Genomic DNA, 22020 nt, shown 5'->3' with positions numbered 1-22020 from the left:
GGTTGACTGAAGCTCGAGGTGATGCTTTGGGAGGGGCTGAGGAAATCTGCCTTTCCCTTCCCGATTTTAAGTTTGCTGCATTAGCATAGGGATAGGGATTGTCGTACTAATTTGTTAATGCAGTCTCTGTTCAAAAACTACCTAAAGCTTCCATGTCAAACTCTAAACCCTTTGTACTCGGTGCAACAGCTCTAGTGTTAACCACTGTGGCGGTCACAGGGGCAGGGCTCCATTATTCCAAAAGCCAGGCCTACCTCAAGGACAGTCCAAAGGAAATTTTAGACGAGGTTTGGTATGTCATTAACAGAGAGTATGTTGATGCGACGTTTAATCAAAATGACTGGCGTCAGGTACGGCAAGAGTTTTTAAATCAAGACTATGCCAGCACCGATGAAGCTTATGAAGCGATTCGAGAAATGTTGGCTCTCCTGGGGGATCCCTACACGCGCTTTATGCCACCCCAAGAATTTGAGAATTTACAGGTAGACACCTCCGGGGAATTGACGGGGGTCGGGATCCAAATCGCGAAGGATCGCGACACAGATGAGGTGGTGGTCATTGCTCCCATTGAAGAGACCCCGGCTTTTGATGCGGGGATCATGGCCCAGGATGTGATCCTCGCTGTTGATGATCAGCCTACCGCAGATATGGAACTCAACGATGTGGTGAATCTTATCCGGGGGCAACGGGGTACAGAGGTGGTGCTCCAGATTCGCCGGGGCGATCGCCAAATGGAGTTTACTATCGTTCGAGAAGTGATTCAGATCCATCCGGTGCGCGCCAGGGTTGATGAAAGCCCAATTGGAGATATCGGTTACATTCGTCTGACCCAATTTAGCGCCCAGGCCACAGAGGAAATGCGCGAGGCGATCGTTGACCTCGAGTCTCAAAGTGTGGATGCCTATGTGCTAGATCTACGCTCTAACCCAGGGGGGCTGCTCTACGCCAGCATTGACATTGCCCAAATGTGGCTCGATGGAGGTGGGATTGTCTCCACAGTCAATCGGGTTGGGGAAGTAGACCGTCAGGAAGCCAGCAATGGCAAAGCGCTCACCGATAAACCGTTGATCGTCCTGGTCGATGGGGGGTCAGCTAGTGCCAGTGAAATTTTGTCTGGGGCACTGCAAGACAATGAACGGGCCGTGCTTGTCGGTACCCAAACCTTTGGGAAAGGGCTGGTTCAATCGGTGCGCCGTCTGGGTGATGATTCGGGGGTTGCCGTGACGGTTGCGAAATATTTAACGCCCTCTGGCCGCGACATCAATAAAGAAGGGATCGCTCCAGATTTTGTTGTAGAACTTGATGAAGCCACCCAAGAAAGTTTGCAAGATGATCGCACAAAAATTGGTACAATGGCTGACCCGCAGTATGCCAGAGCGATTCAACTACTGGACGAACAGCTGCGTACTGGCACGATTGTAATCCCCAAAACCCAGGCGAATACGACACCAAACGCCACAACCCAAGGTAGCTAAAAGCAAGATTGTGACCCCTTGACTTGCCCGTTACAAATCTTGTTTCGGCGGCGATCGCCATCGTGATCATGGGCTTCTTAGGGATTGATTATCCCTCCTAATATTTTTCTAAAAATAAAGTTGCGCACTAGATATAGAGTAGAGTATGCTTAGTTACCCTACATCTAGCGTCTGAGGTGCACCCCATGGATTATGTTCAAGAATGGCAGCAGAGCTGTGTTGATCCTGAACTCATCCAACTGAATGTTATTTCCCTTGAGGGCGATCGCCCCCTGGACTATTTGCTCTACTCAGACGCGTTGCCCCGCCGTAATGATGGTCGCCTTGGAGATAGCTATTTGCAGCGCTACCAGCACACGGAAGCGGGGGGCTGGTGGTGTTCTGGGGTTGACATTCTCACTGGAAAAGAAGATCTTTGGGGCTGCTTTAAACCGGAGCAACCCCGCTTTAATCCCGAAAAAGGCAAGGCAATCAAATACGAACATCCCCCCAAAACCAGCACAGGTGTTTTTGCCCTGCGGGTCCCCCTCCATGTGTGGGAACAGGTTGCCCGGCGTCATCACATTGAGTTTGATCAGGAAGAATGGGACGACACCCAGCCTGATGGGGGCTTTTGGCAATGGCTCAAGGAGCACCCCCAAATCCCGCTGATCATTACCGAAGGCGCAAAAAAAGCTGGGGCGCTCCTGAGTGGGGGCTATGGAGCGATCGCCTTGCCGGGGATTTTCGGGGCATTCCGTACCCCTAAAGATGAATGGGGCAATCGCATCGGCCAATCCCAACTGATCCCCCAACTTAAAAAATTAATCCGGGGGCAACGGGAAATTTATCTTGCCTTTGACCAGGACGAAAAACCGAATACCGTGCGCGCCGTCCGCAGTGCCATTCGCAAAACGGGTTATCTCCTCAAGCAAGCGGGTTGTCCGGTCAAGGTGATCACCTGGGAAAGCAAATTGGGTAAAGGGGTTGATGATCTGATCGCCAACCAAGGCCAGGCGGCTTTTGAGGTGGCTTTTCAAAACGCCCTGAGCCTCGATCTTTGGAAAGCCCAAAGCCTAGAACAGCTCACCTATCCCCGCCACCAAAGCCTTAGTCAACGCTATCTCCCAGAACAACTGAGCATTCCCCCCGAAGCGAAATTAGTCGCCCTTAAATCCCCCAAGGGGACAGGGAAAACCCGTTGGCTCGAATCAGTGGTCGCTGGGGCGATCGCCCGGCAACAGCCTGTCCTCGTCATTGGCCACCGGATCCGCCTGGTGGAAGAACTTTGTCAACGCTTCGGCCTCGACTACATCCGGGATCTCCCCCGGGGCAAAGATCGCTCCAAGGAACCCAACCTCAAAATTAATGGCTACGGCCTCTGTATCGATTCTCTCCACGGAAAATCCCAGGCCCGCTTCAACCCCCACCATTGGGGTGACGCTCTGATTATTTTCGATGAAGTGGAGCAAGTCCTCTGGCATGGCCTCAACTCCAGCACCTGCCGGGACAACCGGATCAATATTTTGCAGAGCCTCAAGCACTTGCTCCAAAATGTATTTGCTGGGGAAGGGCAAATTTATATCAGTGATGCCGATTTAAGCGATGTGTCCATCGACTATCTGCTCACCCTCGGGGGCCAAAAAATTCAACCCTATCTCATTGAAAATACCTGGCAGGCAGATGCTAGTAACCATTACACCCTCAACCACTACCCCGATGGCACCCCTAAACGTTTGCTGAAAGATTTGGTGCAACATATCCAAGTGGGGGGCAAGCCCTTTATTTGTCTATCAGCCCAAAAGCTCAAGAGCCAGTGGAGCACTTCGACCCTCGAAATCTATCTCAAGAACCAATTTCCCGATCGCCAAATTCTTCGCTTGGATGCAGAATCCCTCGCCGACCCAAACCATCCCGCCTATGGAGCCATGGGGACGATCAATGAAACCCTCGCCCAGTATGATGTGGTTTTGGCAAGTCCGGCGGTGGAAACGGGCATTAGTCTCGACCTGAAGGGACACTTCAGTTCTGTGTGGGCGATCGCCCAGGGGGTGCAAGCGGTAAATTCCATTTGCCAAGCCCTCAGCCGTGTCCGAGAAAATGTGCCCCGGTATCTGTGGGTGGCCAAATATGGCTTTAATACCGTGGGGAACGGTGCAACGTCGATTCCAGCCCTGTTGACCTCCAGCCAGCGGTTGACCCAAACCAATATTCGCCTCTTGCAACAGTCGGATTTCATCGCTCTCGATGACCTAGATACGGACTTTCAGGCAGAATCACTCCTCTGCTGGGCGAAGTTTGCCGTACGGATTAACGCCGGGATGGTGAACTACCGCGAGGCGGTACTGGCCCACTTGCAACGGGAAGGGCAGAAACTGGTGGCCGTGCCCAAACGACGTAAGGCGGCCACCACCCAGATCCAACGGGATAATCAACTCACCTCGGTGATCAATGCCATCCGCGATACCAACTACCAAGCAGAATGTTTGGCGATCGCCCAGGCTGCCCCTTTGAGTAGCAAGGATTATCAACGCCTGAAGAAAAAACTGGTCAAAACGGCCCCAGAAAAACAGCAACTACGGAAATACGAACTCCAAAAACGCTATAACCTGCCCGTAACTGCGGCCCTAGTCGCCAAGGATGATGACCATTGGTACCAGAAATTGCGCCGCCATTACTTCCTCACGGTGGGCCGCCCCTATCTCGCCGACCGGGATGCCCTCATTGCCAGCCATTTAATGCAGCAGGGCAGCGGTCAAATTTTTCAGCCAGACTTCAACCATTCCCAACTGGGAGCAATGATTGGCACGATGGAGATTCTGGGGATTACCACCCTCCTGGCCCAAAGCAATCGGCCCCTCCATAACCTCGATCCAGAAATGCAACACCTGGCGGCGATCGCCCTCGAAAACCGTGAAGCGATTAAAACCACCGTGGGCATCGGTCTGGCGAAAAATTCCACCCCAATTATGATTTTGCGGCGTTTCCTAGAACTGCTGGGCCTGGAGCTGAAATATACCAAGATCACGACTATCCAGAAAAAACGCACCCGTATTTATCAGATCAGTCATCCCCAAGACCATCGCCAAAGCGTCTTCCAACATTGGCTCCAAACAGACCAAAACTGTCCCGGCACTTCTGCTTTCTGGCAGGAAGATTGTCAGAAGTACCTCGCTAAACTCCAGCGCAGCCGCCATAAAGAAGAATCAAACTACGTGCAGCTCACCTTTGAGCTCCCCACCCCGGAAGCATCCTAGACCCTAGATGAGGTAAATGCCTGAATCTTGGTGGATTTGATTAGACGGATCAGAGTAAGTAAAAAGGTCACCCCAAATTTTTATGCTTAGGGTGACCTTACTCATCTCAAGGTAATTCTAGGAGCCGATGATGCCCCCATCCTTGCGGGTAATCACAATGGTGCTATCCCGGGGAACTAAACCACTACCCTGGGGGGCCGGAAAATTGGTTGTATTCGGATTGCCATCTCCAGGGTGCTGGATATTGATCAGCATTGTCCGTCGGTCTGGGGTTACTGTGACGCCCGTGATTTCGCAGTCTGTCACCCCGGTGAACAAGCGGCGAATTTCTTTGGTGTTGGTGTCAGCTACCAACATCTGATCGTTTAAGCCATCTTTCTGGGCACCATCGGTTTGAATAAAGAGGCGACCATCGGGATCTGCCCACAAGCCATCGGGGGAAGCAAAGGATTCCTCAGTACCGTGGGTATCCTGGGCGATCGCAAAGATATCCCAGGTAAAAGTCGTTCCCACATGGCGATCGCTGTCTCGCCAACGAATAATATGGCCATCGGGGTTCGGGGCAAGGGGATTAGCCGCATTAGCCTCCGTGCGCCGACTGTTGTTGGTGAGGGCACAATAAACATTTTCCCCTGTCCCCGTGGTTACCCATTCCGGTCGATCCATCGGGGTAGCTCCCGCTGCATCGGCTGCTAAACGGGCATACACAAGGATTTCTGCCTGGTCTTGGAATTGACCTTGCAGGGCCGGATTGTCCATGGTTAGAGGCAGCCATTCCCCAGAGCCATCATCATTAAACTTCGCTACATATAGCTGTCCTTCATCCAAGGGACTGATGCCCCGGGCGCGCATCGATTGCCAGTTATCGGCCGAAACGAATTTGTAGATGTAGTCAAACCCTTCGTCATCACCCATGTAGCAGACAACGCGACCACCGCGACCCACCACGATTTCTGCGCCCTCATGCTTAAAGCGACCCAAGGCTGTGCGCTTAACGGGAGTCTGGTTGGGGTTCATCGGGTCAATTTCCACAACCCAACCGAAGCGATGTTCTTCGTTTTTGTAAGCAGCCTTCGACAGGTCAAAGCGCTCGTCATAGTTTTCCCAGCCATAGCGGGAACTATTACTAAGGCCATAGCGGGCTTGGGCTTCACTGGGGGTCCAGGCTCCCGTCGCGCCGAAGTAGGTATTGAAGTTTTCTTCGCAGGTGAGATAGGTTCCCCAGGGGGTATGGCCATTGGCGCAATTGTTAACAATCCCTTTAGGGGCATTGCCTGCTGCGGTTTGCAAAAGTGGATGGTCAGCGGCAGGGCCACTGAAGCTGACGGGGGTATTCACGTGGATTCGACGGGAATAGTTACTGCGCACTACTTCCCAAACGCCACTGTTATTTTTCTTGATTTCGATGACAGATGCGCCGTGGGCATGCTGGGAAAGGCGTACATCTTCGAGGCTAGCGGGGACGGCTTTACCAAGGACGTGTTGGTTCGTGCCGTACTCGTGGTTAATGGCGAGTAACCCGTGGTCATTGTTGTTGCCGAGGGGGAAAAACCACATCCCGTCATGGCCAATGCCCACCTGTTGGGCCTGTTCTGCGGCGGTGGGGCGGGTATTGGGATCTCCGTTGTATTCTGGGCCACCGGGTTGGAGGGGAGTCCCCCAGGGGATCAGCACTTGATATTGATAGTCACTGGAAATGCTTGGAATTGGGCCATTGCCTTGGGCCAGGGGAACGGCATTAAAACCCAGGAGAGGACTAGTGCTTCGTTGGGCCACTTGGGTTGCAGTGGCAGCGCCTTGGGGGGTGGCGGCGGCACTGGGTTTAAGGAGACTATTGCCGGCGATCGCCCCAACAAAACCAGCGGCGGAGAGCATCATACTTTTTTGGAGCATACTCCGGCGGGACATCCGGGCGTTGAATACATCGTAAAAAGGGCGATTTCCGGAATAGTTACTTCTGTCGTCGTCGTGGATCATGGTTTTAGGGGGCTTAATTGATTCGCGTCCAAGAAAATTGCTGATTTTAAAGTTGCATTTTTTCCCATCAAAATTGCAGATGATGGAGGTTTTAATGGTCGAAAAAATCAGGATTAAATTGATACGCCGCTTATTATTATCGTTGGCAAAATTAAGCCAGAATTAACGTTATTTCGCCAAAATATTAAGTCTTGGCAAACTTTCGCCCCACAGAAAAATAAATCGCTGTAGTTGAGCCATGAATTTTTACCGGTTCGGCCATAGTGCCTCCGATGCTTGGCCGCAAAACGCCTAAGGCGATCGCCCCCTGACAGATTTTCCTTATAATGAGAGTTAACTTATGTAACAATGCCAGCCCATTGCCCCCATGACCCAACGCCTCCTCTACGTTCGCCTCCCTTGTAATCCGATTTTTCCCATTGGTGTGGTGTACCTGGCGGATCATGTCCATAAGCTTTTTCCCCATCTCGAACAAAAGATTTTTGACCTGGGGGCCGTGCCGCCCCTGGATTATAAACAGGCCCTCGATGAGGCGATCGCCGCCTTTCAGCCCACTCTCCTCGTGTTCTCCTGGCGCGATATCCAGATCTATGCCCCCGTCGGTGGTCGGGGCGGTAACCCGCTGCAAAATTCCTTTGAAATTTTCTATGCCAAAAACCCTTTGATCAAATTGCGGGGGGCTTTCGGCGGCCTGAAGGTGATGACTGCCTACTATGGCGAACTATGGCGCAATCTAGGCCTGATTAAGCGCGGCCTCAAAAAAGCCCAGGAATATCATCCTAATGCCCGCATCGTCGTCGGTGGTGGCGCGGTCAGTGTCTTTTATGAACAGCTCAAAACCGCATTGCCCAAGGGGGCGATCGTCTCCATTGGTGAGGGGGAAACGCTCCTAGAACGCCTCCTCAACAACCAAGACTTTTCTGACCAGCGCTGTTATGTGGTGGGCCAGGCGGAACTACGCCCCGGCATGATCCACGAGGAACCCACCCCCTTCGAGAAAACTGCCTGTAATTACAAGTACATTACGGAGATTTGGCCAGAGTTTGACTACTATCTCCAGGAAAACGATTTTTATATCGGTGTACAGACCAAGCGGGGCTGTCCCCACAACTGTTGCTACTGCGTCTACACCGTGGTTGAAGGCAAACAAGTCCGGGTGAATCCCGCCGCTGAAGTGGTAGCGGAGATGCGTCAACTCTATGATCGGGGCATTCGTAATTTTTGGTTTACCGACGCTCAGTTTATTCCAGCGAAAAAATACATGGACGATGTGGTGGAACTGCTCCAGGCGATCCGCGACTCTGGCATGACTGATATTCACTGGGCTTCCTATATTCGTGCCGATAATTTAACACCCGAAATCTGTGAGCTGATGGCTGAAACGGGGATGAATTATTTTGAGATTGGCATCACTAGCGGCTCCCAAGAACTGGTGCGAAAAATGCGCATGGGTTATAACCTACGACGGGTGTTGCAAAACTGCCGCGATCTCAAGGCGGCGGGCTTTAATGATGTGGTTTCGGTGAACTATTCTTTTAATGTCATTGATGAAACCTTCGATACAATTCGCCAGACCATTGCTTATCATCGGGAACTGGAAAAAATCTTTGGGGTCGATAAAGTAGAACCAGCGATCTTTTTTATTGGTCTCCAACCCCATACCCATTTAGAGCAATATGCGTTTGACCAAAAGGTCTTAAAACCAGGCTATAACCCCATGAGTTTAATGCCCTGGACGGCGAAAAAGCTTTTGTGGAATCCGGAGCCCCTAGGCTCTTTCTTCGGGGAGGTCTGTCTCCAGGCATGGCGGCAAAACCCCAATGATTTCGGGCGGGAAGTGATGGCTATTTTGGAGGAACGTTTGGGACGGGCTCCCCTGGAGGAGGCGTTAACTGCCAAAATGACAGCGCCTAAGCCTACTCTGATGCCTGTTTAAAGAGTCAGTCAGGGTAAAAAAAGAGCCATGGGCGATCGCCTATTTTTGCGAAACCTTTTCCAACAAAAGGCATCTTTAAATCAATTGATCGTAGGGGTTGCGCTAAATTTTGACTAAAATCGTCTCATCAAAACATGCCATTGAGTCCGTTCGGTGACGGAGGAAAAGATCGGTGTTGAAGTCCTATCTATCTGTTTTACTGGGTTCCCTGGGGGGGTTCTTGATCGGTGCCTCTGGGGCGATCGCCCAGGAAGTTTTTACCTTTGAGCCTCTCCCCGAACCGCCGCCGGTGATTCCATTGTTTGAAGATGCAACACCGACCCCCACCCTGTACGACAGTAGCGTGGTCACGCCAGTCCCGACCACGGGCCAAGAGTATATTTTTGAAGCGCCCACAGGTACACCCACTACCACGGTCACCCCTTGGTCTGGGGCTGCGGCCCGCTATCGAGTTGATGTTTTGGGCACAAATCTATCAATGTTAGCTACGGTGCGCCTGGTGGAACCCGGTGCATTTATCAAAGGCGATCGCATTCAGGTTGGTCTTTTTTCTGAGCGAGCAAACGCTGAAGCCCTCCGGAGTGATTTGCTGGCGAGCGGGATTATGGCCGAAATTATTGATACCGGGTCAGGTAGTGCCTTTGGTGCAGAAGCAACGATTTCTGGAGCCCGCACAGGGGGCTATTTTGTGGCAATTCCTAGCCGGGGGCGCGAACAGGCGATTCAGACCCAACTACAACAGATGGGCATTCAGCAAAGCTTGATCGAGGCGAGAACAGCACCCCGGGGGCCCCACATTGCCATCGGCCCTTTCACCCAACGGGAAGAAGCTGAACTGATGAATGTACGGGTGCGCCTTGTGGATCTTGATGGCCGCCTGTATTTCCAGAACTAGCTTTCTTCGACAACAAAACGCGATTTTCTTTTTTCGATGAACACAATGACCACAAGTACCACCAGCATTCAGATTGAACGGCAGCCCAGCCCAGAGCGATTAGCCGCACTTGGGGTAATGACCTGGGGCATTTGGACAAAGGACGTATCCACATTCCCCTGGTACTACGATGAGGTGGAAACCTGTTATTTCTTAGAGGGAGAAGTGACTGTCACCCCAGAGGGAGGTCTACCAGTCACGATGGGTAAAGGCGATCTCGTCACCTTTGCGCCGGGCCTCGCTTGCACCTGGGAGATTACTCAAGCTGTGAAAAAGCACTATTCCTTTGGGTAAGCATCCAGGCGATCGCTCAGGGCAATCCACTGCACTAGATCCACCTCTTCACCCCGGGCCTGAGCAGAAATGCCCAGATCGCTAAAAATCGGGTCGAGGATTTCTAGGTCATAAAGTCCTTTGAGATTATTGCGCAACATTTTACGCTTACTGGCAAAGCCCACTTTGATCAAAGTGGCGAGTAATTTTGGGTTTTGGGCAGGTTGGGCCAAGGGGCGGGGCCGGAGGCGTACAACTACCGATTCCACCTTGGGTTTGGGGTAAAAGGCTTTTGGCGGGACAAGGCATACCGTTTCGCAATCAGCCAGATATTGTACCCGCAGGGTGAGGGCGCCAAAGGCCCTGGTATGGGGAGTAGCCACCAGGCGATCGCCCACTTCTTTTTGAATCAGCAGCACGATGGAATCAAAGGGATTGGGGTTCGGCTGATCGATGGTTCCCAGAAGTTTCGCAAGAATCGGCCCTGTGATGTTGTAGGGTATATTCGCCACCACCTTGCGAGGATGTTGGAACTGGGGAAAATCTCCTAAAAATTCGTCAATATCTGCCTGGAGGTAGTCCGCCTCTAATAATAAAAAATTCGGGCGATCGCCAAAATTGCGGACCATGTACTTACACAGATCCCGGTCAATTTCAACGGACAACACCGCCGCCGCCTGGGGCAGGAGTCGTCCCGTGAGTGCCCCTTTACCAGGGCCAATTTCCAAAACCCGGTCTGTTGGTTGCAGATCAGCCGCCGCCACAATTTCATCTAAAATTCGTTGATCCGTAAGCCAATGTTGACCAAATTGTTTGCGGGGGCGCATTACTTTTCTCTTTACTCCATCAAAGCCAGGGGTTTATTTTACAAGCATTCTCTCCCTTAAATTTTTTCCCCACTGAGAATAAACATTGGGTCTACCGCCGCAAACACCTGCCGCATCCCTTGGGTTTCTAGACGATTAATGGCCGCCTGTACCACCTCTACATTACGCGCCTGCAGTTCCGAAAACCCCTCCGAAAGCTGATAAAGCTGCTCTAAATTCGTGGCCATGGCCACCGCCCGTCCCCCATCCCGGAGAGCATCCCATGCCTCACTTAAAAGAGTTTTGATGGGCTTCCCGCCCCCCAAACAAATTCGGTCAGGTTTCATTGTTATTTGCGCAAAACATTCCGGCGCATTGCCCTCTACCACCGTAATATTGCGAGTCTGAAAATGCTCACAATTACGACGCACCAGATCCGCGACCTCTTCATCTCGCTCAACAGCAATGATCTGGGCTTGGGGACACAATAGAGCCACTTCCACAGAAATTGTTCCTGTTCCTGCCCCAATATCCCAGAGCACCGAATCAGCCTCCATGCGTAGGGCCGAAATAATCAATAATCTTGCTTCCCGTTTTGTGAGGGGAATACCGGGTAACCGCTGAAATAGTTGATCAGGAATACCGGGGGTTTTGTAATGCCACGCCATGGAAAAAAACTCCAAGGTAAAAAACTATCGCTGTGCAAAGGCATCTGTTGCCTTAAGGAGGGCGGTTTGAATGCCCGGTTCAAATGCCGAATGGCCCGCTTCAGGCACCATAATAAACTCCGCTTCGGGCCAAGCCTGGTGGAGTTCCCAAGCACTGGTCATCGGGCAGACCACATCATAACGTCCCTGGACAATTACAGCGGGCAGGTGACGAATACGGTCGACATTTTTGAGGAGTTGGTCTTCTGTGTCAAAAAAACCTTTATTGACAAAATAATGGCACTCAATGCGGGCAAAAGCTTCGGCGAATTCTGGTCTGGCAAAGCTAACTTTACTGGCGGCAGAGGGAATCAGGCGACTGGTACTCCCTTCCCACACGGCCCAGGCCTGAGCTGCTTCCAGGCGAATTTTGGGGTCGGCACTAGTGAGGCGCTTGTAATAGGCATTGACTAAGTCATGGCGTTCTGCAGGGGGAATTGGCTTGAGGTAACTTTCCCAGGCGTCGGGAAAAATTTCACTGGCTCCATATTGATAGAACCATTGAATTTCTTTTTGACGCAGGAGAAAAATTCCCCGGAGGATTAGGCCGAGGCAGTGGTCAGGGTGGGTTTGGCTATAGGCCAAGGCAAGGGTACTGCCCCAACTGCCGCCAAAAATAAACCATTGATCAATGGCGAGGTGTTTTCGCAGCTTTTCGATATCAGCGACGAGATCCCAAGTCGTATTGTCCCGCAGCTCTGCCCTGGGGGTACTTTGGCCAGCACCCCGTTGGTCGAACAGAATAATACGCCAGTGGTGGGGATCAAAAAATTGCCGATAGATGGGGGGACAGCCACCACCAGGGCCTCCGTGGATAAAAATAATGGGTTTACCGTCGGGGTTGCCGGATTCTTCGTAGTAGAGGGTGTGGAGTTCGGAAACGGAAAGCTTATTGTGGTGGTAAGGCTGGAGGGGAGGATAAAGATTGCGCATGGGGTCCGTTTGCAGTTCTGTTCTGGGTCAAGCTGACCGGCGGGGTGATCGCCTCGCCGGTCAATTCTGGGGGTTATTCGTACCGAGGTAATGGTGAGTGACATGGTGATTCACCATATCGATTAGCTGCTCACTCTGGATTGGCTTAGAGAGGTAGTCTTGAAATCCTTGTTTTTTGAGTGTTTGCCATTGGGCCGTTTCAAGGTGATCCCCGATTAAAAAAGTAGGAATTTGTTGGGTTTGGGGTGCTGTTTTAAGACTGTTGATGATGTCCTCAATTTGAATTTTATGTTGACAAGCATCAAGGATCACCAATACTGGTTGGAGGGTTGTAATTTGACGGCTCGCAATTTCACTATCAATAAGCCAGATGACTTGGTAGTTAGTCGCCGTGAGTAATTCACAAATGAGGGTGGCCATTTCCTCATCCTGGGAAACCAGGACGATTGTTCCCCCCTGATTGCCCCCAAGGCTACCAGGACTCGTGGGGTGTAAATTGCGGGGCACTTGGTTAGGGATGCGTACCGTAAACAGCGAACCTTTTTTGGGGGTGGAGGTGACGTGAATTTTTCCCTGGTGAATTTCGACGAGCTGTTTAACAAGGGCGAGCCCAAAGCCCGCCCCGTCATAGCGACGACTCATGGAAGGTTCTAGTTGTTGGAACTGCTCAAACAGGAGAGGAATCTGTTGGGATGGAATACCGATGCCTGTGTCTTTGACTTGAAAAATTACGTCCTGCTGTTTTTCGCGCCAAATACTCAAGGTGACCTCACCCCCGTGGGAAGTGAACTTGATGCCATTGGAGAGGAGGTGACTGAGGATTTTTTCGAGGCGGAGCGGGTCGGCGAAGAAGAAGTCCTGTTCTGGTTCTAGCTGGTTGATAAATTTGAGGGTGATGCCCTGGCGATCGCCCAACTCCTGAAAAGAACCCAGCACCTGATGGCAGAGCTGCTTGAGAGAAAATTGTTGTAGATCGAGGACCGAACGGGCTGCCTCTGTCTGGGAAAAGTCTAAGATGTCCTGGAGGAGATTGCGTAGGCGAATCCCACTTTCATGGATCGTTTGTAGATAGTGGCGCTGCTTCTCGGGGGAGAGCTGTTTCGCGTTTTCGGGGGCGGCCCAGTGACTCAGGGTATTGGATAAACCAATGATCGACGTCAGGGGAGTGAGCAGCTCATGGCTCATGATATGGATAAATTCTTTTTTGGATTGGCTGGCGACCTGGGCCGAAAGCAAGGCATCTTCTAGTTCCCGGGCCCGTTGTTGCGCGAGGGTTTCGAGGTTTGTTTTTTGTTCTTGGAGCTGCTGGTAGGAACGGGCTTGGAGGATGGCGATCGCCAAATATTCTGCCACATGGGTCAAGAAAGTGATCTCATGTTGACGCCAGCGGCGGGTCCCTTGGCATTGGTGGGCAATGAGCAAGCCCCAGAGACGCCGTTCCACGATCAGAGGCACGACTAACTTTGCTCTCACCTGCATTTCTTGGAGTTGGGCCCGAAAGCAGGGGCTGAGGTGGGGGTCGGCGTCAATGTCGCTGACTGCTAAGTGTTTACCATGGAGATAGGCGTTTTTGATGAGCTGGTTATTGGTGAGGCATTCGTCCTGGTCAAAATGGAGCAAGGACGTAATTTTTTTTGAGGCGGTTACTTCAAAGGTCACGCGGCTGCTCAGTTTTTCAGGATCTGCTGTGGGCAGATCCAATTGGTAGACCAATAGGCGATCAACTCGCAGTAACCGTTGGGCCTGTTCGAGGGCCATGCGCACCGTCACCAGGAGGTCTTGGTTTTGACAAATGCGGTGGGTCACATTGTTGAGGATTTTTTCCTGTTCGAGGCGCTGGCTGAGGAGAACATTGAGGGGCTGATTCGGCAGGGTAATGCCCTCGGTAGCGACCTCTTGGATCGAAGGCGATCGCGCAATTTCTAAAAGTCCGACCATCAGCTCGGGGGGAATGGCAGAGCGTTGGGGCAGGGGGATTTTTCGCAGGGCAGCCAGGGGGGGACAGTCGCGTTCTTCCTTGAGGAGGGTCTCGAAAATGGGGGCGATCGCCTGGGGGTCAAACACCATCGAAATTTCGTACTGGCTACCGGTGTCAGTTTCTGGTGCTGTTGTGCCCCGATCCTTGGCCCAGAGCAGGGCGACAAACTCAGCTTCTACCAGTAGGTGAAAGACATCATAATCTAACGCCAAGCCGAGGTCCTGGAGCTGGGCACTGCTGAGGTAAAGGCGATCGCGGGGCGTTGTGGTAATACCAAACCGCCGCCAGAGGTGACAGAGCTGTTGCAGGATGTTCCAAGAAGCAATCCAAGAAATATCAGGGGTAATGGCGTTAAGTATCATTAATTACATCAGGGAATCAGTCAGGCCGCGTCCTTCCTAGCATGGCGTTAAATCTTGATTGCAGCGATAGACCTAAGCTTTTTTAAAGAAATAAACCGAGGGAAAGTTAGGGAACTTTCTTAGGAGACTAGTGTTTTTCGGTAGGATGATATCATACAAGGCTTTTGCCTTCCCTTCGCGCTGCTGTTGTAGGTTTCGCCGATGTTGTACCCGCCCCAAAATCGTTTCTTTTTCCCTGCTATCCGTCATTTCTGGTGTTTCGGTTCCCTCGTTATGACGAGTGTATTACTCGCTGCTCCGGTGGCGATCGCCCAAGGGCAACCCCAGTTGAGCTGTGATTATTTTGCCCCCCCCAAAGACCCGAATCTTACGCCCCAGATGTCTTGTACCCTCCGTTTTGATGCGATCGAGACGGCGGGGATGGATGTCCCTGTCCCCCCGAGTCGTTATTCTTTGATGATGCGCCGGGCAGAAGATCATACCCAGCAGATCATCTCCACGCTCTTCGCTGAAAGCCGGCCCCGGGGTGTCTTAGATCTAATGGTCCTAGGGCAAAATGAATTGGCTGTGGCGCCTTTGTTTAATTTGCGAATTTCTGAACAGGATTGGCAAAGGAATCCGAATATTCGGCAATGGGCGAAGTATTATCCTGAGGCGGCAAGCTTGCTCAACCTGAATCCTCCCCCAGTAGCCAGCGAACCAGAAGCGGCTCCGACTACCCCTGCCCCAACCCCGACTGCTCCTGCACAGCCTGAAACGCCCCCCGCCGCGCCGACGCTAGAAACAACCCCATTGCCCCTACCTCCGGTAACACCGATGCCCTAAAACAATTCCCATCACCAGAAATTGGTAATGGGAATTATTCAGGCAATTGACCAAAATTAAGGTGATTCTAGGCGATCGCCTCGGGCTTGACCGCTTGATCCAGCAGTTCCTGGAGTTCTTCCCCTTCGATGACCTCAGTATCCAGGATTCTTTGGGAAATGGTTTCTAAAAGACCACGGTTTGTCCGCAGAATGGCGATCGCCTGGTCATGGGCCGTCTCAACAATTTCCTTGACCTCTGCGTCGATCGCCTTCGCCGTTTCATCACTGACCATGCGCCGGGGATTCATCATGCTTTCCCCAAGGAAATTATTTTGGGAACCTCGTTCATAGGCGAGGGGACCAAGTACCTTACTCATGCCATAGGTGGTAACCATCCGTTCTGCCAAATCCGTCGCCCGTTGGAGGTCATTGGCTGCCCCGGTGGTAATCGAACCAAACACCACTTCTTCTGCCGAACGGCCGCCAAGCAAGGTGGCGATCTGGTCGCGCATTTCCCGCTCATCCATTAGGAAGCGGTCCTCGGTGGGCATCTGCAGGGTATAGCCTAAGGCCGCCATCCCCCGGGGCACAATCGAGATTTTGGCCACCTTGCCGCCCCCTGGTAACAACGCCCCCACTAGAGCATGGCCCACTTCGTGGTAGGCGACGATGGTTTTTTCCTTATCAGATAGGACGCGGCTTTTCTTCTCGAGACCAGCCACCACCCGCTCGATCGCCTCAGCAAAATCCCCTTGGGCCACCGTCTCCCGGTGGTTTCTGGCTGCCAGGAGGGCCGCTTCATTGACCAAGTTCGCCAGGTCGGCCCCCGCAAAACCAGGGGTGCGGGTAGCGATTTCCTTCAGGTTTACCGCATCGTCTAATTTGACCTTGTTGGCGTAGATTTCGAGGATTTTTAAACGGCCACCCAAATCGGGGCGATCGACCAGCACTTGCCGGTCAAAGCGGCCCGGACGGAGCAGCGCCGGATCAAGGGTTTCGGGGCGGTTCGTTGCGGCGAGGACAATTACCGTCGCATCCCCAGCCGAAAATCCATCCATTTCTGTTAAAAGCTGGTTGAGGGTCTGTTCCCGCTCATCGTTGCCCCCCATCATGCCGCCACTGGCCCGGGATTTGCCGATCGCATCTAGCTCATCGATAAAGATAATGCAGGGGGCTTTTTTCTTCGCCTGTTCAAATAAATCTCGGACGCGGGCGGCCCCAGCCCCCACAAACAGTTCCACAAACTCAGAGCCAGAGATGCTAAAAAACGGTACTCCTGCTTCCCCGGCCACGGCCTTGGCCATCAGGGTTTTTCCGGTTCCCGGCGGCCCCACGAGTAAGACTCCCTTGGGAATTTTGGCGCCGATCGCCGTGTAGCGCTGGGGTGTTTTGAGAAATTCGACAATTTCCGTTAATTCAGTTTTGGCCTCTTCAACCCCGGCCACATCATCAAAGGTAATTTTGGTCGCTTCTTCTTCCACATACACCTTGGCCTTACTGCGGGTAAAGGAGAGAGCGCCCCCAGCACCATTGGCACCACCGGCACCACGCCCGATAAAAAACTGCCAGATCACCACAAAAATAATCGGTGGAATCACCCAACCGAGAATATTGCCAAAAAAGTTATTTTTTGGCGGGGGCGCAGCAAACTCGACCCCACTACTTTCGAGGCGTTTGGGTAAATCGAGGTCAAAAATCGGCGTCGTCCGCAGCACTGTCCCCTGTTGCTCCGGATCTTCGGTCTTGAGTTGGTAGCGAATTTCGCGATCGCCCACCGAAGCCCGGGCCACTTGGCCATCTTCCACCTGGTTGATAAAGAGGCTGTAGGGCACCTGGGGAACGGGGTTACCAAATAAATTCGGGAAAAACGCATTCACCAGGAAAAAAAGTCCCGTCAACCACAGGAGCAGGGAGCCGATTTGCCTCGTTCGGGAAGGGGGTTTATCTTTGATGCTCATGGCAGTACCGTCCGCAGAAAGCTGTATCCCCCCATTGTAAAGATTGTTACATTTTCGTCACAACGCGGTTATCCGTACCCTTTCATTCGGCTGAGACGTGAGCATTTATCGCTAGGGAAGCGGAAAAAGTTAGGGGCGATCTCGAAGAGATCCGCTATGCGGCGCGCCTTTGTGGAGTAAAAAGCGGTAAACGGGTTCCCCTTTGTTCTGGGTGGCCACTTCCCGTTCCGTCGGTACCGGAAAGATATTCTCCGCTAACCAAAAGGAATCATGGGCAAGGACAAAATTTTCATGTTCCAGGAAGGTTTCCCGCATCTCTAGGGCCACTTCTTCCACATCGGATTGGCAAAACAAGACCAACTTACTAGGCGTGTGTTTCGCCAGAATATCGACTAAATCCGGTTGTACGACCCGCCGTTTGTGGTGCTTTTTTTTAAACCAGGGGTCTGGAAACTGGATGGTGATCCACTGCAATGTTTCTGAGGGCAGAGAATCCAGCAGTCCCTGGAGGGAGGTATTGATATTGGCAAAAACATAGTGCAGATTTTTTAACCCCAGTTGATCCCGGATGGCATTCGCATCTGCAACAAGGGGTTCACGGATCTCGATGCCGATAAAATTCCGTTCCGGGAACCGTTGGGCCATCTCGAGGATAAAGCGCCCCCGGGCACAGCCAATATCCAGGTGCAGCAGCGCTTTTAGGTCAGCGAAAATGCTCCCCCAATCGGGCATCTGAAACACCTGCTGATACTTATCCGTTAAGGGATTAACATGCTGTCGAACGCGCGATCGCCCCACGAACTGCCTCCTAAAAATGTGCTGTTCAAAAAAATTGCGATCCCATTGTGCCACGTCCCCCACGCCAAACTTCGATATGCTTAAATGAGAAAGAGCAAAATCCGTTACGCTCCGTGAACCCCTAGCTTTTCGGCAGACTATGGCAGAAACCACCGATCCTAAGACCACCGCAGCCCCCGCCGCTAAAAAAAAGGAAAAGCCCCCCGCCGTGGAAGATAAGCCCTTTGGGGAGTTCATCGAAAATCACTTCATTCCTGATCTCCAGACAGCTCTCAAAGACAATGGGATCGGTGACATGAGCCTCAAGTTTCTTGAAACCAATATTCCGATCAAAGGTTTAGAGTCCCAGAGCTGCTGGCAAATCCAAGGCAGTTGGCTCAATAACAAGCGGCAATTTATTTTCTATTTCATTGATGGGGATATCAAAGGTCAAAAAGCTTGGTCCTTTGCCACCAATGGTTGTCCCCACAGCACCCTCGAATCGTTCATGATCGATGAGCGTCGGGTGAGCCTGCCTTTGATGGTGGCCTATGTGCTCCAACGGCTCAATAGTCAAAAATGGTTGACGCTCAACTAGGGCGATCGCCCATTTAACCAAATATCTAAAAAGTATCTCCTATGAGCGATCCGGCGGCCCTCAAACAGCTCCTCGAACTGGTGGCCCAAGGCCGAGTCAGCCCCGAAGTCGCCTTGGGAGAGCTCAAGGATCTCGCCTTTGAATCCGTTGATGATTTTGCCAAAATCGACCATCATCGGCAGTTGCGCACCGGCTTTCCGGAAGTAATTTGGGGACCGGGCAAAACCCCAGCCCAAATCGCCAAAATTATGCAGGTGATGGGCGATCGCCACCCAGTCGTGATGGCCACCCGCATCGATGTGGACACCTACCACCAACTGCAACCAAAGGTCCATAACCTCACCTACTACCCCGAAGCGCGGATCTGTGCCCTGATCCAAGAGTCACCCCAGGTGCACCATCCAGGCACCATTTCGATCCTGACCGCTGGCACCGCCGATCTGCCCGTCGCCGAGGAAGCAGCGATTACGGCAGAATTATCAGGCTTTGCAGTAAATCGCCTTTGGGATGTGGGGGTGGCCGGGATTCATCGCCTCTTGAGCCACCGTCATGTGATCGCCGAAGCCGACGTCTTAATTATCGTTGCGGGGATGGAAGGGGCTTTACCGAGTGTGGTGGCCGGCCTAGCCGATTGTCCTGTGATTGCGGTACCCACCAGTGTCGGTTATGGGGTCAGTTTTGGTGGTGTTGCGCCCCTGCTGACAATGCTCAATTCCTGTGCGGCGGGCATTGGCGTGATGAATATTGACAATGGCTTTGGGGCAGCGATCCTCGCGGGGCAAATTCTGCGGACGGCGGCAAAATTGCGCTAGAGGATTAAACGCATCAGTGAAAAATCATCCTCGAAGCGGTTGCCATGGAGGCGATCGCCAATCGTATCAATCAGAGGCTGGAGACTATTCCCCTGGAACTGCTGGAGAAATTCTACAAATACATCCCACTGATGACGGTGGCTCTTGGCCCCCATACTTTCATAGGCTCCATCACTAAATAAATACAGTTGAGAACCAAAGGGGAGATAAAGGCTGGCCTCTTCATAGGTCGCGATAAAGGGTGGCAACATCCCGATAGGAAAGCCTGACGTTTTTAGAAGTTGGGGCATTTCTGCAGAATCCGGCTTAACCAAAACAGCCGGAGGATGCCCCCCAGAAGCGTAGGTAATGATGCGGTCTTCAATGTCATAGATGCCATACCACATCGTGAAATATTGTTCTTGCTGTTCTAAAAACTGATAAGTCTGGTTCAGGTGAGTCAACACCGCCTTGGGGCTCCGATAATCTAAACCCTTAGTTTGGCTACGAAAGCGCAGTAGATTCAGAATACTAATTGAAGGAAGGGCCGCCTTTAATCCATGGCCCGACACATCCAGCAGGTAAAACACCAGTTCCTGGGGAGTGAGCCAAAAATAATCAAAGCCATCTCCCCCCAACTGAGAAGACGGAATAAAACAAGTTTGAATCTGTAAGTTTTCTTGGTGGAGCGGTTCAGGTAAAAGGGATTTAACATACTGGGCTGCTTCGGTGAGTTCTGTTTCCAGGGCTTGTTTTTGGGCGGTTAGATCCTGGGTGAGTTGGCAAATTCGCAAACCGGAACGCACCCGGGCTTCGATTTCATGACTACTGACGGGTTTACAGAGAAAGTCGTCGGCCCCGGCATCAAGCCCCATTACCTTATCTTCGATGGCATCGAGGGCACTGAGGAGAATAAAAAATGTCGTTGTGAGTTTAGGGTGATTTTTAACGGCTTGGCACACTTCAATGCCGTTCATTTCTGGCATCATCCAGTCACAGATAATCAGGTCTGGTGTGGTGGCGATCGCCAGTTCGAGACCTGTTTTGCCATCATTGGCGGTACTCACGTCATAGCCCTTGCGCTTGAGGGTTCGTTCTAGGAGAACCCGCATGGCAAGATCATCATCAATGACAAGAATCTGGGGCATGACTTGAGCTAAACTACCAAGGGAAACACCCCTGCTCATGGCTGTACTTTGGCTATCTTAGACCAATTTCGATTTCAGATCCCCAGTGATACGACCCGGCTTGATCAATTACTTAAGTATTGCGAGGCATTTCAGCAGCGTCACAGCCTGGCTAAGCAAGATTGGTTCCAGTGCAAAATGGTCATTGCTGAAGGGTTTACGAATGCGGTACGCCATGCCCACGGAGAAGCGTTAAAAGATTGTGAGATCACTGTTGAATTATGCCTTTACCAAGACCAATTGAAGATTTGTATCTGGGATCACAGCCTGGAATTTTTTGATCTAGAACAGTATTACGCCACAAGGCAGCACCAACAGAGCAGCATCGAAGATACGGGCGGCCGAGGGATGATGATCCTCAAAAAAGCTACTGATCGCCTCCGGTATTATCGAGACCCTCAACGGCAACAGAATTGTTTGGAAATGCTGAAGTATCTACAACCACGATTGTCTTCTCACTTTATTTCTGCTGCGGCATTAGGCGATCGCCTGTCTGATCCGAATCTTGTGATCGTCGACTGTCGGTTCCGCCTGAACGATCCCACCTGGGGTGAAACCCAATATCACCAAGGCCATATCCCCGGGGCTTATTATCTCCACCTCGACCGGGATTTGTCCGCCCCCTTACGGCAACATGGGGGGCGACATCCCCTACCGAAATCAGAAACTTTTATCGCCCTGCTTTCCCGCTTAGGCATTGAACGCGAGCAGACAGAAGTGGTGATTTATGATGATCTGCATTTTGCTTTCGGAGCGAGATTTTGGTGGCTTTTAAACTACTATGGCCACACCAAAGCCCGTTTATTGGATGGTGGTTTTACGGCCTGGCAAGGGGCTAAAAATCCGATCACCACCGACATCCCCCAGTTTCGGGATGGTGATTTTGTGCCCAAGCTCCAAACCCATTGGCTCCTAGGGCGGAATGATTTGCTCGTGGCGACGGATCATCAGCGACTGGTGATCGATGCCCGGGATGGCGATCGCTATCTGGGCAAAACCGAGCCCATCGATCCGCTTGCTGGGCATATCCCTGGCGCTATCAATATTCCTTGGAAGAGAGTGTCCGATTCCCAAGGCTTTGCCCAACCCCTAGAGATTCAGCAGCAGCTCTGGGCTGAATTTTCTCCAGAGCAAGAAATTGTTCTGTATTGCGGCTCTGGGGTAACCGCCTGTGTCGACTGGCTTTCCCTAGATCTCACCGGCCATCGCAATTTAAAGCTTTATCCTGGGGGCTGGAGCGACTGGTGTTCTTATCTCGTTCCCTGAGATGGAGGGGGATGTAGGAA

General features: G+C 51.9%; 17 protein-coding genes and 1 pseudogene. 10 read left to right on the top strand and 8 right to left on the bottom strand.

Going from position 1 to position 22020, the window contains the following annotated elements; translation table 11 throughout:
• Positions 1-152 precede the first annotated feature (152 nt).
• Together ctpC and ACZ45B_RS13545 are read left to right on the top strand one after the other, a co-directional pair.
• On the top strand, positions 153-1475 hold the full coding sequence (ctpC, locus tag ACZ45B_RS13550) for a carboxyl-terminal processing protease CtpC (protein WP_024545694.1): 1323 nt from the start codon (positions 153-155) through the stop codon (positions 1473-1475).
• 185 nt (positions 1476-1660) lie between these two features.
• Positions 1661-4711: a plasmid replication protein, CyRepA1 family gene (locus ACZ45B_RS13545; RefSeq protein WP_464674884.1), complete on the top strand. Its 3051-nt coding sequence runs from the start codon at positions 1661-1663 to the stop codon at positions 4709-4711.
• 117 nt (positions 4712-4828) lie between these two features.
• Here ACZ45B_RS13545 and ACZ45B_RS13540 read toward each other — a convergent pair whose 3' ends face one another.
• Complete coding sequence (locus tag ACZ45B_RS13540) at positions 4829-6688, bottom strand: PhoX family protein (RefSeq protein WP_024545695.1); 1860 nt, start codon at positions 6686-6688, stop codon at positions 4829-4831.
• 367 nt (positions 6689-7055) lie between these two features.
• On the opposite strand from ACZ45B_RS13540, the gene ACZ45B_RS13535 reads away from it, so the two are divergent.
• The 3 genes from ACZ45B_RS13535 (at position 7056) to ACZ45B_RS13525 (ending at position 9852) form a co-directional block, all read left to right on the top strand.
• Positions 7056-8624, top strand: a complete 1569-nt coding sequence (locus ACZ45B_RS13535; RefSeq protein ID WP_024545696.1) for a photosystem II high light acclimation radical SAM protein — start codon at positions 7056-7058, stop codon at positions 8622-8624.
• Positions 8625-8796: 172 nt separating this feature from the next.
• Positions 8797-9519 carry an SPOR domain-containing protein gene (locus ACZ45B_RS13530; RefSeq protein WP_024545697.1) on the top strand — a complete coding sequence of 241 codons (723 nt, stop codon included), beginning with the start codon at positions 8797-8799 and terminating at the stop codon, positions 9517-9519.
• A gap of 45 nt (positions 9520-9564) precedes the next feature.
• On the top strand, positions 9565-9852 hold the full coding sequence (locus tag ACZ45B_RS13525; protein ID WP_024545698.1) for a cupin domain-containing protein: 288 nt from the start codon (positions 9565-9567) through the stop codon (positions 9850-9852).
• Here ACZ45B_RS13525 and rsmA read toward each other — a convergent pair.
• Genes rsmA through ACZ45B_RS13505 form a run of 4 tightly spaced genes read right to left on the bottom strand, consistent with a single transcriptional unit; the run spans position 9837 to position 14617 of the window.
• Entirely contained in the window at positions 9837-10658 is an 822-nt protein-coding gene (rsmA, locus tag ACZ45B_RS13520) for a 16S rRNA (adenine(1518)-N(6)/adenine(1519)-N(6))-dimethyltransferase RsmA (protein WP_024545699.1), read from the bottom strand. The genes ACZ45B_RS13525 and rsmA overlap by 16 nt on opposite strands.
• Before the next feature lie 56 nt (positions 10659-10714).
• The gene (gene cbiT, locus ACZ45B_RS13515) at positions 10715-11305 is read right to left on the bottom strand and encodes a precorrin-6Y C5,15-methyltransferase subunit CbiT (protein WP_024545700.1); all 591 of its coding nucleotides are present in this window, start codon (positions 11303-11305) and stop codon (positions 10715-10717) included.
• A 24-nt stretch (positions 11306-11329) separates the two neighbouring features.
• On the bottom strand, positions 11330-12277 hold the full coding sequence (gene pip / locus ACZ45B_RS13510; RefSeq protein ID WP_024545701.1) for a prolyl aminopeptidase: 948 nt from the start codon (positions 12275-12277) through the stop codon (positions 11330-11332).
• Positions 12278-12337: 60 nt separating this feature from the next.
• Entirely contained in the window at positions 12338-14617 is a 2280-nt protein-coding gene (locus ACZ45B_RS13505; protein WP_096415547.1) for a hybrid sensor histidine kinase/response regulator, read from the bottom strand.
• A 273-nt stretch (positions 14618-14890) separates the two neighbouring features.
• On the opposite strand from ACZ45B_RS13505, the gene ACZ45B_RS13500 reads away from it, so the two are divergent.
• Positions 14891-15442: a hypothetical protein gene (locus ACZ45B_RS13500; protein ID WP_024545702.1), complete on the top strand. Its 552-nt coding sequence runs from the start codon at positions 14891-14893 to the stop codon at positions 15440-15442.
• Positions 15443-15509: 67 nt separating this feature from the next.
• Here the strand turns inward: ACZ45B_RS13500 and ftsH4 are convergent, their stop codons facing one another.
• Entirely contained in the window at positions 15510-17381 is a 1872-nt protein-coding gene (gene ftsH4, locus ACZ45B_RS13495) for an ATP-dependent zinc metalloprotease FtsH (RefSeq protein ID WP_024545703.1), read from the bottom strand.
• Between the two features lie 129 nt (positions 17382-17510).
• Entirely contained in the window at positions 17511-18179 is a 669-nt protein-coding gene (gene trmB, locus ACZ45B_RS13490; RefSeq protein ID WP_024545704.1) for a tRNA (guanosine(46)-N7)-methyltransferase TrmB, read from the bottom strand.
• 139 nt (positions 18180-18318) lie between these two features.
• Between trmB and ACZ45B_RS13485 the strand changes: the two genes are divergently transcribed.
• Positions 18319-18756 carry a DUF2996 domain-containing protein gene (locus ACZ45B_RS13485; RefSeq protein ID WP_096415538.1) on the top strand — a complete coding sequence of 146 codons (438 nt, stop codon included), beginning with the start codon at positions 18319-18321 and terminating at the stop codon, positions 18754-18756.
• Positions 18757-18797: 41 nt separating this feature from the next.
• The gene (larB, locus tag ACZ45B_RS13480) at positions 18798-19568 is read left to right on the top strand and encodes a nickel pincer cofactor biosynthesis protein LarB (protein WP_024545706.1); all 771 of its coding nucleotides are present in this window, start codon (positions 18798-18800) and stop codon (positions 19566-19568) included.
• Here larB and ACZ45B_RS13475 read toward each other — a convergent pair.
• Positions 19565-20695: a PP2C family protein-serine/threonine phosphatase gene (locus ACZ45B_RS13475; protein ID WP_024545707.1), complete on the bottom strand. Its 1131-nt coding sequence runs from the start codon at positions 20693-20695 to the stop codon at positions 19565-19567. The genes larB and ACZ45B_RS13475 overlap by 4 nt on opposite strands.
• 48 nt (positions 20696-20743) lie before the next feature.
• Here ACZ45B_RS13475 and ACZ45B_RS13470 point away from each other — a divergent pair.
• Together ACZ45B_RS13470 and ACZ45B_RS13465 are read left to right on the top strand one after the other, a co-directional pair.
• Positions 20744-21151, top strand: a pseudogene (locus tag ACZ45B_RS13470) (ATP-binding protein); the annotation flags it as partial.
• A gap of 6 nt (positions 21152-21157) precedes the next feature.
• Positions 21158-22000, top strand: coding sequence for a sulfurtransferase (locus tag ACZ45B_RS13465; RefSeq protein ID WP_029681772.1), 843 nt, complete (start codon positions 21158-21160; stop codon positions 21998-22000).
• The last annotated feature ends 20 nt before the right edge of the window (positions 22001-22020 follow it).

This window comes from Picosynechococcus sp. NKBG15041c (assembly GCF_055380235.1).
Note: the sequence above shows the minus strand (reverse complement) of the source record. Positions and strands in the feature narration are given on the sequence as shown.